This window comes from Rubellimicrobium rubrum (assembly GCF_006152115.1).
In the GTDB taxonomy this organism is placed as follows: domain Bacteria; phylum Pseudomonadota; class Alphaproteobacteria; order Rhodobacterales; family Rhodobacteraceae; genus Rubellimicrobium; species Rubellimicrobium rubrum.
The window spans coordinates 39,682-51,904 of record NZ_VDFU01000010.1 but is presented as its reverse complement, the minus strand read 5'-3'; the positions used below and the strand labels follow the sequence as shown (position 1 = coordinate 51,904).

Annotated in this window: 12 protein-coding genes and 1 pseudogene; 5 read left to right on the top strand and 8 right to left on the bottom strand. The window is 64.8% G+C overall.

Annotated elements, in window-relative coordinates; all coding sequences use genetic code 11:
• The first annotated feature begins 88 nt into the window (after positions 1-88).
• The 5 genes from FHG66_RS10615 (at position 89) to FHG66_RS21540 (ending at position 3,752) form a co-directional block, all read left to right on the top strand.
• Entirely contained in the window at positions 89-889 is an 801-nt protein-coding gene (locus tag FHG66_RS10615) for a replication initiation protein (protein ID WP_246082560.1), read from the top strand.
• 892 nt (positions 890-1,781) lie between these two features.
• Positions 1,782-2,435 carry a ParA family protein gene (locus tag FHG66_RS10610; protein WP_139076732.1) on the top strand — a complete coding sequence of 218 codons (654 nt, stop codon included), beginning with the start codon at positions 1,782-1,784 and terminating at the stop codon, positions 2,433-2,435.
• Positions 2,436-2,497: 62 nt separating this feature from the next.
• Positions 2,498-2,791 carry a hypothetical protein gene (locus tag FHG66_RS10605; RefSeq protein ID WP_139076731.1) on the top strand — a complete coding sequence of 98 codons (294 nt, stop codon included), beginning with the start codon at positions 2,498-2,500 and terminating at the stop codon, positions 2,789-2,791.
• Between the two features lie 116 nt (positions 2,792-2,907).
• Complete coding sequence (locus FHG66_RS22605) at positions 2,908-3,042, top strand: hypothetical protein (RefSeq protein WP_281282917.1); 135 nt, start codon at positions 2,908-2,910, stop codon at positions 3,040-3,042.
• A 554-nt stretch (positions 3,043-3,596) separates the two neighbouring features.
• A complete protein-coding gene (locus FHG66_RS21540) occupies positions 3,597-3,752 on the top strand; it encodes a hypothetical protein (RefSeq protein ID WP_176556196.1) in 156 nt (51 codons plus the stop codon).
• On the opposite strand, the gene FHG66_RS10600 is transcribed toward FHG66_RS21540, so the two are convergent.
• The 8 genes and pseudogenes from FHG66_RS10600 to FHG66_RS10565 form a co-directional block, all read right to left on the bottom strand.
• Entirely contained in the window at positions 3,737-4,066 is a 330-nt protein-coding gene (locus FHG66_RS10600; protein WP_139076730.1) for a single-stranded DNA-binding protein, read from the bottom strand. The two genes, FHG66_RS21540 and FHG66_RS10600, sit on opposite strands and share 16 nt — an antisense overlap.
• Before the next feature lie 115 nt (positions 4,067-4,181).
• Positions 4,182-5,084, bottom strand: coding sequence for an ArdC family protein (locus tag FHG66_RS10595; protein ID WP_139076729.1), 903 nt, complete (start codon positions 5,082-5,084; stop codon positions 4,182-4,184).
• 915 nt (positions 5,085-5,999) lie between these two features.
• The gene (locus FHG66_RS10590) at positions 6,000-6,536 is read right to left on the bottom strand and encodes a hypothetical protein (RefSeq protein ID WP_139076728.1); all 537 of its coding nucleotides are present in this window, start codon (positions 6,534-6,536) and stop codon (positions 6,000-6,002) included.
• An 836-nt stretch (positions 6,537-7,372) separates the two neighbouring features.
• Positions 7,373-8,191, bottom strand: coding sequence for a hypothetical protein (locus FHG66_RS10585; RefSeq protein WP_176556195.1), 819 nt, complete (start codon positions 8,189-8,191; stop codon positions 7,373-7,375).
• 265 nt (positions 8,192-8,456) lie between these two features.
• Entirely contained in the window at positions 8,457-9,695 is a 1,239-nt protein-coding gene (repC, locus tag FHG66_RS10580) for a replication initiation protein RepC (RefSeq protein WP_139076726.1), read from the bottom strand.
• A 730-nt stretch (positions 9,696-10,425) separates the two neighbouring features.
• Positions 10,426-11,372 (bottom strand): annotated as a pseudogene (locus FHG66_RS10575) (IS481 family transposase).
• A 99-nt stretch (positions 11,373-11,471) separates the two neighbouring features.
• The gene (locus FHG66_RS10570) at positions 11,472-11,705 is read right to left on the bottom strand and encodes a DUF6894 family protein (protein WP_139076725.1); all 234 of its coding nucleotides are present in this window, start codon (positions 11,703-11,705) and stop codon (positions 11,472-11,474) included.
• A 125-nt stretch (positions 11,706-11,830) separates the two neighbouring features.
• Positions 11,831-12,187, bottom strand: a complete 357-nt coding sequence (locus tag FHG66_RS10565; RefSeq protein ID WP_139076724.1) for an XRE family transcriptional regulator — start codon at positions 12,185-12,187, stop codon at positions 11,831-11,833.
• Positions 12,188-12,223 lie beyond the last annotated feature (36 nt).

Sequence of the window (12,223 nt, the reverse complement as noted above, 5' to 3'; positions counted from 1 at the left end):
AGCAGTCCCGGTGGATAAAAGTCCCCCCGAAGGTAAGGGTTCGGAGCGGTCGCTTCGCACGCTCGAGCTTATCCCGGCCGCGGGTGAGATGCTCAAGCCTGCCGAGCTCATCGACATCGACGGGGCGACTGGTCTCACGTTGTCGGCTCGACGTTTGTACAATCAGCTGATCGCTCATGCCTTCGGGCCCCGTATGGGCGAGGAAGGTCAGGAGTGGACGATCCGTCTCTCCGAGCTTCGTGGCCTGCATAAGGGCAACGAGCGCATCGAGGACAGCATCGTCGCCCTCATGAAGACCATCGTGACCGTACGCCTTCCAGGCGGTGCAACCCGGCGTGTTGCCCTGCTCGGCGGCAACGACATGGGAGATCCAGAACGGGCTCATGGCTGTCTCACTTACTCCTTCGACAAGCGCCTGGTCCCGCTCCTGCGCGAGAGCTCGGTGTTCGGGAAGATCGAGATCGAGGTCATGCACGCCTTCACGACCAAGTATGGCTTGGCGCTCTATGAGGCGCTCTCCAGGCGCGTCAGGCTTACAAGCAAGTTCTACGAGGACTTTGACCTTGAGGCCTTTCGTGAACTCCTCGGGGTTCCATCCGGAAAGCTCACCACCTTCTCGAATCTGAAGCTCCGTGCGATCACGCCGGCGGTCGAGGAGATCAACGCGATCGCATCGTTCGGCTGTCAGGTTGAGCCCCTCAAGGTTGGCAAGAAGGTCGAGAAGGTTCGTGTTGCGTGGTGGCGGAAAGACCTCGATGGGCTCAAGGAGGCCTACGCCGAGTTGCAGCGTCCGAAGGTTGGACGAAGGGCTCGCATCTCCGGCGAGGCCGAGCAGATCGTGGAGCTTGCGTCCCTATTCGAAAAGGAAGACAGAAAGCCTGGAAGCTAGGAAACTAGGAATCCAGACTTGAGACCTGAAAGGCCGAGGTGGGAAGCTGGGACCCTTCGGATAAGCATAACAGATCTCAGAAGGTCCCTCCCGGCTCGAGCGGGAAGATAGGAAGCCTTGGACCTAGGAAGCTAGTCAAGTGACTGGAGAGGTGCGAGGGACGGCTGGGGAACTGCCACCTCCGGTCAAGGCACGCGTCCTCGCTTCAGTCTGGACCGTTAGCCGCACACGCTCGTGCGCTCCTAGTGCAGCGATGTCCCAAGGGGGTGCGGCAGCAACGCCTGTGGCTCCTGCGATCTCCATCCCGCGCGCGAGCTGGGCGACGCCCCAGCGGCCTTGCTGGGACCTCTGCGGGGGCCGCCTGGAGATGCTTCCGGGACCTTCCGGCAGAGACCTATGACGCGTTTCGGCTTGTCGTGGCCCGGTAACGCTGGCGGTGAGACGCTTCACCCTTCCATGGCATGGCCAAGCGACCCCGGCCCGCGATCGGCTCAAGACCCGGCTCCGAGCAGAACAACGCCAACGGCCGTCTCAAGCCAGGGGCTCACCCTACCATCCGAAACGGGATCGATGGCCAGACACGCTCTCCGGTCCTTTGCATATTGAGCTATGAACCTAGTGATCCTGAAACCCATGAAGATAGCTTGGGCCCGTGTCCTTCTGGGTGACGATTGCTGCTCCTTCGGTCCGCGAGGGCGCGGCGCAAACAGGCGGCACCGATCACGGCCAACCTGGAGCGGATCGAGGCAAAGCCGTCGAGCGCAAGGCGCTGCGGCTGTCACCCTTACTCCACAGGTTCCTAGGAACGTGGCTTCCTACGAGATTACCTCTCGATGGACCTAGGGAGTCAGGTCATGCTCCCTGGGACAAGAAGCACGAGCAGGATTGCGTCATGAGCATCATCACCGTCGCCACCAGCAAGGGTGGCGCAGGAAAGACCACGCTCGCCCAGATCATCACGGGCACAGTTGCGAAGCGAGGCCTTCGAGTGGCGGCGATCGACGCTGACTACAACCATTCCCTGGCCGACTGGGTGCGAACCTTTGGTCGCTACCCGATCACGATCGAAACCGAACTCAACGAGACAAAGATCATCCCGCTTGCCGAGAGGCTCGCCGAAACCCACGACCTCGTGGTCATAGACACGGCTGGGGCGGCGATGCAGGCGACCGTGTTCGCGATCGGCTGCGCCGACTTGGTCCTCATTCCTTGTCAACTCTCCTCGGCTGACGTGGTCGAGGCGGCCAAGACGAGCCATCTGGTCCAGAGCGCCGCGGCAATGACCCGGCAGGAGATCCTGACGCGGGTCGTGCTCACGGATTACCAAGCGAAGACGGTCGTGGCTGGCCATGTGGAGCGGGAGCTTGAGGTTTGTGGCCTCAAGACGCTCGAGACACGGCTCCACCGCTTGGTTGCCTTCAAGGAGATGACCTTCACCGGCGAAGTGCCGGGCGAGGGAGCAGCAGCGGCTCAGGCCAACGCCCTGCTGAGTGAGGTGGTCGCACTCGGGGCGCTGCCGCTCCCATCCAAAGAGCTAGTTTCCTAGCTTCCTATCTAGCTGGTAGCTGAGCTAACTAGGAACCTGAGTACATCGAGAGAGCCGAGGGTATGAAGAAGAACCTCCAGAGTGTCGCGGCGTCCTTGAGCGCGGTTGCCGCTCAGTTGCCAACGCAGAACGTGCAGCCCGCGGCGGCGCCACGGCCGACCGCGGTGGACGCACCTGCGTCGGCCGAGCCAGTCGTTCAGTTCTCCTTCGGCCTCCGTAAGAGCCAGCGCCGCGAACTCCAGCGCTTGGCGGCGGACGCCGACATGACGATGAGGGCCTTCATCTTGGGCGCTCTGAAGGAACGGGGGCTGACTGTGACCGAGGACGACCTCCTCGATCTGCGGCGCAAGGGGTGATGTGGAGAACTGACCCAAGGGCCAAAAGGCTAATCATAGGGGCCCTGTAACATAGGCCTATATCTTCCTATGAGTCTTGGTCAGCGTGAGCGGATGGAGACGGGGCGAGGTCACTGATGACCGGTTTTGCCAAAGTCGAGGCGAACTTCGGGGGCCGTGTTCCGGTCCGTGCCCAGTCGGGCCAAGTCGCGGAAGGCACGTCGAACGTCCCGGGCCGCGACCAGCGCACGACGTCGTCGAAGGCATCGTAGGGCTTCGAGCCGGCCTGGGCGTCGTGCTGCCACCAGTCCGTTGCGCAGGACGAAACGATCGTGCTGAGCACTCACTGGCGCCATGCCCTCCTGCGGCGCACCGTGGGCGGCACAGACCACCTCGTCGAGATCCAGCGCATTGATGACGAGCGGGTAGGGCAGGGGCCAACGAGGTGACGGCGCCCTCTCGGACTTGAAGGCCGCGCGCAAGCCGACCGACCCATTCCCACGTGTCCGCGCGCAGCTCGGGCAGGGGGGTCGGGCCGGTCGAAGACCACGATCCATCGAGCCAAGGACCGGCAGGGGGGAAGGAGTTTCGACTTCCTTCCCCCCGAAGCGGATGTGACGGGGCCGTGTCCTCGGGCTAGCGCCCTGCGGGCCGCACCACCCCCATCGAATCCGCTTCCCCCCCATCCTCTCGTCGCTCGCCGCTCGGGCAGAGGGTCAGGCGCGCCTGACCCTCGCCCTCCAGTGTGAACCAAGCAGGGCCCGGCCGTCGTGCAGCACAGCGACAGGTGGAGCAGATGGGACGAGACCGACGGAAGCTTGGCAGGGTGACCGGCACCCTCACGGACGCCGAGACGGGTGAGGTCCTGGGGTGGACCTACCGGTGGGACAACGGGGAAGAGTCGCGCCTGATGAAGGCGTGCCTCCCACCCACGCTGCGGGCGAACCTGAAGGCGTTGTCGGAGCCTCAGGCCCCGACCTGAGCCTTGGGGGCCAGGAGGTCGAAGTCCTCGGCGGCCAAGGTCACGCCATAGACGGTCTGGCCGTCCTTCTCGTAGCGGGTCTGCCGGAGCGTCCCGCGCACATGCACCAGGTCGCCGGTCTTCACGGTGTCCTTGGCCCAGGCGATCACCCGGTCGTTGAAGAGCGTGACCTCGTTCCAATACGGGTTCGACTGGAACTGGCCGGTGTCGTCCTTGCGGCCGTAGTCGGCCGCGATGTCGACCCGCAAGGTCGGGCCCACGGATCGGACTTTGCCGACATGGCCGATGATCTGGAATTCGCTGAAGGTCCGCATGGAAGCATCCTTTCTGGGCCGCCGCCTTGGGACGGCGCTGTGACGATCATATGGGATTGTCTGAACCACGCAACCCCAAGTTGAGTCGCGTTGGCGATGGGAAGGGAGGGGCCGCTTACGCGGCCACCTCGTGGTCTTGCTCCACGGCGCGGCCGCAGCGCGCGGTAATGAGATCCACCGCCTTCTGGGCCTCGCTCGCGGCGCGGAAGATCGCTTTCTTGTCCTCGGCCAGGGCCTTGAGCCAGCCCTCGATGTAGGCGGCGGACTGGTCGATGGACGGGGTCAGGCCCAGGGTGGCGAAGAGCAGGCACTGCCCGATCTCGGCCACGAGCTCCTCGAAGGCGTAGGCCTGCCGGTCCTTGCACCGGGTCAGCCGGTCGAGCCGCGCCGCCCCTCCCGTCCAGTGCACCGCCTCGTGGCCCAGCGTCTCGTAGTAGCCCTGCTGGGTGTGGAAGGTAGCAATCGGGGGCATGTGGATGAGGTCGCGCGCGGGGTGGTAGTAGGCGCGCGGGTCGGGGGTGGTCTCGACGCTCGGGCCAAGCCGGGCAAAGTAGGCGTCAAACCCCTCGTTTGCCTCCGTCCCGAGATCCTGCGGCGGCTCCGCTTTGCGGGTGAAGCTCTCCGGCAGGCCGTCGATCTGGGCCGCGTTGAACACGCGGTAGGCCTTGAGGTAGGCGCGGCGCTCCTCCGCCCCGTCCTCGCCTTCCTTCTCGACCACGCCGTACTTGACGACAAGGGTGGACCTCTCGCCGCGGCGGACCTGCCCGCCCAGCTCCTCGGCTTGGCGATACGTCATCCAGAAGGGGGAGGCGTAGCCCTTCTCGGCCGCCTCGAGCCAGAGCATCAGGACGTTGATGCCGCGATACGGCTCGGCGTTGTGCCGGAGAGGGAAGGGGCAACGTCCGCCCGTCCCCGTCCACGGCTTGCGCCACGGCGGCGTGCCCGCCTCCAGGGCCCCAATGATCTTGTCCGCGATCTCGCGCTCGGGATCGAAAGGTGTGGTGGTGCTGTGTGCCATGACCGGCTCCGTCTCCATCGTGGTGATGGCGGTGTGGGTCTGGTGCCCTTGTCCGCCTTTGGGCGAAGCCGTCCTGATCTGCTGTCTGAAACAGGCCCCGCATGTTTCGGACGGCAGAGCGGGGCGGGCGCAGCCCGGCCCGCGGCCCTGGGCGCGGCCGTCAGAGGGGGCGGAGGAGCCCGGTGGTGCGGCCCGCAGGCGCAGCCGAGGACACGGCGGGCTCCTTGAGCCGACCGCGGCTTGGCTCGCGGGCGCTTGCCCCTTGACGGACGCGACCAGGGATGCGTGGCGGACCCACCAAGGCTCAAAGGCGTCGCGCGGCTCTCCCGCCGTGCGTCCTATCTCCTCGAGCCCGGCCTCGTCAGCCGGGGTCTCCGCCAATCTGGTCGACCACAGCCGCATGAAATCCTCTCGGACCGGCGGAGCGCTCCCGGAGCCCCTGGCCGCCCACATGGCCTCCCAGCCCCTGCGCCACCGATGCCCCGGCCGGGACGAGCGGGGGTCAGGCGTGGCCACTGGGCTCGCGTCAGGGATCATCACCGAAGGCGGAGACGGGCCACTGGTCCGGCTCCGGGGCAGGCCGGCCCCGCCAGCCGGACCTTGAGCCCGGCCCCGAACGGGGAGACGTCAAACCCGTCGTTCGACGCTGAGAGCCCCCAGGAAGGTTGTCTGACTTGGCCGAGGCCGGCCGATCACCCGACGGAGGCGGGATCCCCCACAGAGAGGCTCAGAACTTGACTTTCGGCCTTATATCCCTTAGGTCTTTTCCACCGGCGCAGATCGACTGAGGCTTCACTTGAGCTGAAAGCGCCGTTGTCATCGGGGACACCCGATCACTTGCCTAGTGCTGTGGGCCGTGATGAGCGGCTTGACCTCGTCGAGGACTTCCGGGGGAGACGCAAGTCTCCCCCACCCTCAGAAGAGCCCCTTTCCCGCCAAGACTTTCTCGGCCATTCGTCCGAACGGGTCGTTCTTGACGACCTTGACCTGGTTGTTGCGCACGTAAGCGCTCTGGACGAACAGATCGAGCGTCGGCCCTCCTGCGGGCAGGTCGGGAAGGCGCCGCAAGGTAAAGAAGACGCAGTACCTGTCCTGCCCTCCTAACGACTTGTAGAGCCGGTAAACATGGCAGTTGTGCTCGGCTGCGGTAAGGGCAACGGACGTCGTGGGTTTGACCAGAAGGCCGTCCACGATCTGAACCAGATCGTGGGTGTACCTATGCCGCTCAGGACAAAACACCCGAAGAGGTCCTTGGGCGACGACAACATCATCGGGACCAAGGACCTCGGGCGGCTTGATCTCGCGAGAGTAGCAATGATCGCCATAACGCACCCGGACGGAATGCTGTCGGACCTGCCCATCCTGCCCGAGCCACTGGAACCCTCCAACGCGCGGAGCAAGGTGCGCCAAGCTGTAGGTGGTGTCCTTATGAACGAGGCTCGGGGGATGCATCGGCCCAATCTAGCCAGCGAACGCCGGGGCGCCAGTGCCTGAACAGGACGGCTGCGATGTCCCACGAGGTCTAATGCAGACCCGGCCGACTAGATCGGGTTGCGGTGGCGACGCTCGGCCGCAGCAGAACCAAGAGGCAGTCCTTAGGGAGGACGTGGGCACCGCGTCTGGCGGACGGCTCTCCCGAACCGGCTGAGGCTCGTGAACCAGACGGCGGCGATGGAGGCCGTCCTGGCGCGGGCCGAGGACAGCCGGTTCAAGGAGGGTCGAGCCCGTCGTCCGGATCGACCCGGCCGCCTCGCCCCTCCGGCGGCTCGCCCACGGCGTGGCCTCCGCGCGCACACGGATCGCCAACGGCGGGATGAGCGCGCCTGGCCTGCGTAAGCGGCTCGGGATCCAGTTGCCCTGAAACAGAACGGGCCGCTCTTGGGCGGCCCCGTCCGGAATGGGGTGGTGTGATCGGCAACCAGGGCCTGTCGGCCGCCGGGTGATCACGGCGCCTGCCAGACACGCGGCCTGGGCAAGTCGCCTGACCTCAATTTACGAGACCCGGCCCCTGTGTGCAAAGGCCCAGCCAGTGGGTTGCCTCCCGAGACGCCGCTGACCCGGCTCCGGAGCGAGGAGACCCTCTTGGGGAAGCCGAGGGCGGGACCCGAGCCTATGTCGCGGACCCATGCCAACGCCGGGTCTCCTGGACCGGCGCGCGCCTCAGGTTTCCGGAAAAAAGGTCCTGCGTGAGCGGGGCCAAGGGGTCCTTCACCACGAAGGAACAGGGCAACCAACAAGGGCTTTCTGGCAGAGTGGACGCCTTGCCCGGGGCTGGCGATGATCGTTTCTCACTCCGGCCGAGGCCTGCAGCCCGCTCGGCCCCGAGGATCGATGATCCATCGGTCGTCCACGAACATGCCGCAGGCCCAAGCCACCCGCAGCTTGGACTCCCAATTCCTGCCACGCCGGACCGCGAGGAACAGGAGGGCTGCAGACCGGTCGGGTCGGCCATGAGGGTCTCGTTTCCGGGGCTGGGGCAGGGTGCCTGCGCGTCCTGTCTCCTTAATCAGGCCAGGGTCTTGGGCCGCCACTTGGCAATCCGGGCGGCTTGCGCCTGAATGACGACCGCGCACAGCGCGGGGCTCGGCGAAGATCTGCTCCAGACGCTCGGCCTTCCCCCACTTCCTGAGCATGACGAAAACGGTGGCGGTCGGGTGCTCGGGCGCCAGCTCCAGAAGCTCGCACCACAGCGCGTCCAGGGTGGGCCCTTCCACGCGGGCGAAGAAGTTCTCGGCCGTGGGCGTCCAGACCTGTCGCAGGTCGGCTTTCGCCTCCTTGTCGATCAGGCGGCCCAGCCCGTCGTCCTCCACGTCGAGGAGCGAAGCCAAGCACCGCGCGAGGTCAGCAAGTTCATCGCCTTGGAGGAGGACCACCCTCCGGTTCGGGTTCACCGGGTCATCACCTTTCACGAAGACCTTCAGGCCAAGCAGCTCCATGCGGACGCCAAAGACCTCAGGCGGACCGGTCAATTCATCAAGGCTGAGCCTGTGCCGGTGAACGAGGACGGGCCCGAGAGGACTTTCCGGATCGTCTTCCGTCTGTCCGGCTTCGCACATCCGCACCTGACCCTGGAGCCGGAGGAGGCCCTGGCCTACGTGCGGTCGCACAACACCTCGCGCCGGCACGCCTGGTGGGGCGCCTTAGGTCCGCTCTGGGCACCTAACAGAGGGGCTGTCGGCTCCCTTGCCCCTGCAGGGCTCACCCTCGAGGATGTCGGAAGAAGGTGAGGGCCGTGACAGGCAGGCCCGAGCATTGACCGTTGAATCGGTCTGCGCCACCCTAATGGGGCGTTACAGCCGGGGACGGCGATGGACGCGAAGGTGAGGTCGGGTGGTCGAGAAGCTGCCCGGCTTTCCTGTTGGAGGAGCTGGGTCATTCCACCCCTGTCTTTTTGCGCTCCACGAGGCCGATCAGGCTGCCCGCAAGGTTAAGCTTGCCGGCCAAGGCAAGGCGGGCGAATGACCGGAGTGCTCCCCCGGGGCTGCGGATGGGGCGCACGGGATCGAACCGCCGGGCGTCGATAACGATCAGGGCCAGAGCGGCGGCGAGGTCGCCCATAGCCTCCGTGGCCTCGTCCCAGGCGCTCGGGTTGATGCCGAGGTCGGGCAGGATCAGGATCGCCGCGCGCACGAAGTCGAGCTCGTTGGGCAGAACGCGGCTGCCTTTGGCGGCGTCGAGGTACATCCGCATGTCCTCCGAGCAGGCGGCGTAGAGCTTCCGGGGCGTGAAACTTTCCAGCCAATGGGGCTTGTGCCCACGTTGGAAGTCGCGAGCCTGCGGTTCTCTGCTCTTTTCGGCGCTGATAGGCGCCGTGACTGAACAAGCGTCAGCCGGCGTGCCGGCTGGCCGAGCTTCGTCGGTGGAGGCGACACAAGATTCAAGATTGTCTTTTGTTGTAGCTTGTATTGATCGGCGGAAACCCGGTTCCGGCACGCCGGAAGACTCATGCCGCATTTCGAGGGTGGTGAGGCACTTCTCCACAGCCTCATCCAGACGGGCGAGCAGCGCATCGAGGTCTTGGGTGTCGAGGCCATCGTAGCGGCGGGGGAGCCTGCCATAGACGGTCAGGAGCTCGGCCGCTTCGGGCGCTTTCGGGGCGCGATCGAGAAGCCGCTGCAGCGCTTTTTTTAAAACGCGGCGCGCGGCCGAGCATTGGCGACGCAAGCCGAAAAGGCGGAGGCGTTCGGCTTCCTCTTCGGCAGCATAAATGAGCAGCTGGGGCACGCGGGCGACCAGCGGTGCGAGGCTCAGGCCCTGGATGACTTGGCCGCCGGCGAAGGAGCCGCGGCTCCCGTCGGCGGCGGTGGTCTTGGCGATCAGGCCCGCGCGCTCCAGCGTGACCTCATGATAGCGCACGGCGCGAGGGGTGAGACCCAAACGTTGCGCCATAACGGTCTGCATGGCGTGGCAGACCGGATCGGTCGTGGGGTCGGTCCAGTCGGAGGGTCGTGTGGACTGGATAAACGCAAGCAGGGTGAGCGCGCAGGCCTCAGAGAGGCGGAAGGCGCGGCGGATAATGGGCAGGAGACGTTCCACGTCGCTGCGCTGCTTGCCTTTGGGCAGCACGGGACAGGTCGCCTTGCCCTGAACGGGGCTGGCAAGTCGGAGCATGGTCCTCGGGGTCCAATCAGTTGGAGCGAGAGGCACCGGGCAAAACTCGTCCGTTCGCACGGATGCGCTTTTTGCTTGCTTCGATGGGAGGAGATGCTAAAACCGGACCTGAAACAGTTGGTGGCCGTGAGGGATTGGCGTCCCTTGGTCTTGCATCCCCCCCGTTGAGGTGCCCACCTCGCGGGGGTTTTGCATTCTGGGGTGCTCTGGTTCTGCTCGACTCCTTGTGAGCTCGTTGTGAGTTGGCGGTCACGCTAGACGGTTAAGCGCGCTCTCGCAATTCCCGGGTGCCGTGACGGACAGCTTGAGCATCATAGCACCTGGCTCGGGACCCCGGTAAAGTTGGGATCACCTTAACACTTACATATGATCGTAAGGAAGCTGCCTGTCCACCACAGATTGTAGACCAGCGTCTATGTCGCGTTCGGTCAGGACGCGCCGCAGGCCGAAGGCAAAAGGTCCGTTCAGCAGTGGAGCCAGCTTTGATAGCAGCGCGCCGGAGGGCCAGCCCGCTCCGCTCTGTGGGCCAGTTCCGGCTTGCGTGAAGAACACTGCTCTGGAAGGGAAGGGAGCCCCTCTATCTCGTGGCCGTTTGGCCCGCCTGGAAACGCTTGATCATACTTGACGACTGCGACCCTGCGTCCTTGTCTCCGGAGGACGTTCTCGCCGCGCTGGACCGTCTCGCGCCCAGCCTTGCTCCCAGAGCCGGAACACCTTCGCCTTCAACGTGCTAGGTGTTCAGTCCCGGCATTTGGTGGATCGGATTGAGGGTGAACCGCTGCGGTTCTGAAGTCCAGATTTTGCAGATGAACTCGTATGGGGTGAGACCGGCCAGTGTTTTGAGCCGCCGGGCAAAGTTATAGGCGTCCAGGAAGTCCTGGAGGTGGCTGCGGAGTTGGTCGTGGCTGTCGTAGTGGAACCGCTTCACGGTAGCGTCCTTGATCGTGCGGTTCATTCGCTCGACCTGACCATTCGTCCAGGGGTGTTTTATCTTGGTCAGCCGGTGCTCGATCCCATGTTCCCGGCAGACGCGGCTGAAGATGTGCTCCATCGCGAAGACGTCGCCCTTGCGATGGGTATGCCGTTGTCGGTCAGCACGGTGTGGAGCCGATAAGGAACAGCGGCGATCAGATCGCGTGAGGCAACTGCGCCGCGGCCATCTTCCCGGCCTTGTCGACCAGCCTGGCAAAGGCGAACTTGCTTGTCCGGTCAATGGCGACGAAGACGTAGAGCTTGCCCGCGGCGGTCTGAAGCTCGGCGATGTCGATGTGGAAGAACCCGATTGAGTAGCTCTTGAACCTTTGCCGTTTGGGCTTGTCCCCTTCGACGTCCGGTAGGCGTGAGATGCCATGCCGCTGCAAGCACCGGTGCAGCGCCGACCGGGTCAGGTTCGGGATTGTCGGTTGCAGGGCATAGAGGCAGTCGTCCAGTGGCAGCAGCGTGTGGCGAGGGACACGCGACGACCATCGCTTCTTCCACCTCCGTGAGGATCGTGGATCGCGGCTCCTTCGGCCCGGTCTTGAGATCCTCGACCGTCACCCGCTTTCGCCACTTCGCGACCGTCTTTGGGTTGATCCCTAACTCCCGGCTCAACTGCGCCAGCGAAGCTTGCGATCGCTGTATCGCAGCTCGGATGGCGTGCGTGGTCGTGGCGCTCCCATGACGAACCTGTCCCATAGGGCTTCCTTCCATTCCATCGAAAGGATCACACCATCAAACCATGGGATCAAACACCAATAGGTTCTACAGCCCTGAACTTATCCGAGCGTGCCAAGCCTACGCCGCGCCAGCCGTGCCGGTGAACTGGAGATCACAGACAGCCGCCCCTTGCTCATCGGTGACGTGCATCCGCCAGTCGCGGTGGGCCCAAAAGCTTTTGGCATGGGCTGCAATCATCTCGCCTGAGGTGGATACGGCCACGAGGCGGGCTGTCTCCGGATCGGCATAAACGGTCCCCTGCTCGTCGGGGAGGTCCCGGCCATCCTGAACGTCGAAGAAGTATCGGGGCATGAGTGCTCCTCGCGTGATGCAGCGGGAGCGCGGTCGCGTCTCTCAGCCGCCGGAGGGCTACAGATGAGCCGACGATAGTAGAGATATATCGGTGCGAGGCTCAAAAAACAAGCGCGCTGGCGCAGTCAGCGGTCCGTAGTCGTTGGGGAGGTCCGCGTCTCAATGAACCTTGCCACGTGAGACATGAGGTCTCGATTTGTGCGTATTTCAAGGATGGCGTTGAAGATCTCCTCGATCTCGCGGGCCGTGGTCGCGTGGCCGTCCTGGTGGAGGGCGAGGAGGTAGAGGCGTCCCGGGTCCACCTCCAGAGCAGGGGCCAGCGCCGCCACCCGGTCGAGGGCGAGCTTGGTGTCGCCCTGCTTGAGCATCGTGACCATGTTGGCGTTCGTGTAGCCCGCCTGCTGGGCGATCTCCTTCTGCGACTTGGTGGGCGCGAGCTCCGCGATGCGGGTGCGAAGGAATGTGGCGAGCCTGCCGTCCAAGATGCTGCATTTCGATCAGGGCCATGTGAAACGTCA

Excerpts from the sequence above, each read along its gene's own strand:
- FHG66_RS10615 (WP_246082560.1), top strand. The coding sequence starts at position 89 with ATGCTCAAGCCTGCCGAGCTCATCGACATCGACGGGGCGACTGGTCTC.
- FHG66_RS10610 (WP_139076732.1), top strand. The coding sequence starts at position 1,782 with ATGAGCATCATCACCGTCGCCACCAGCAAGGGTGGCGCAGGAAAGACC.
- FHG66_RS10605 (WP_139076731.1), top strand. The coding sequence starts at position 2,498 with ATGAAGAAGAACCTCCAGAGTGTCGCGGCGTCCTTGAGCGCGGTTGCC.
- FHG66_RS22605 (WP_281282917.1), top strand. The coding sequence starts at position 2,908 with ATGACCGGTTTTGCCAAAGTCGAGGCGAACTTCGGGGGCCGTGTTCCG.
- FHG66_RS10600 (WP_139076730.1), bottom strand. The coding sequence starts at position 4,066 with ATGCGGACCTTCAGCGAATTCCAGATCATCGGCCATGTCGGCAAAGTC.
- FHG66_RS10595 (WP_139076729.1), bottom strand. The coding sequence starts at position 5,084 with ATGGCACACAGCACCACCACACCTTTCGATCCCGAGCGCGAGATCGCG.
- FHG66_RS10590 (WP_139076728.1), bottom strand. The coding sequence starts at position 6,536 with ATGCATCCCCCGAGCCTCGTTCATAAGGACACCACCTACAGCTTGGCG.
- repC (WP_139076726.1), bottom strand. The coding sequence starts at position 9,695 with ATGCTCCGACTTGCCAGCCCCGTTCAGGGCAAGGCGACCTGTCCCGTG.
- FHG66_RS10570 (WP_139076725.1), bottom strand. The coding sequence starts at position 11,705 with ATGCCCCGATACTTCTTCGACGTTCAGGATGGCCGGGACCTCCCCGAC.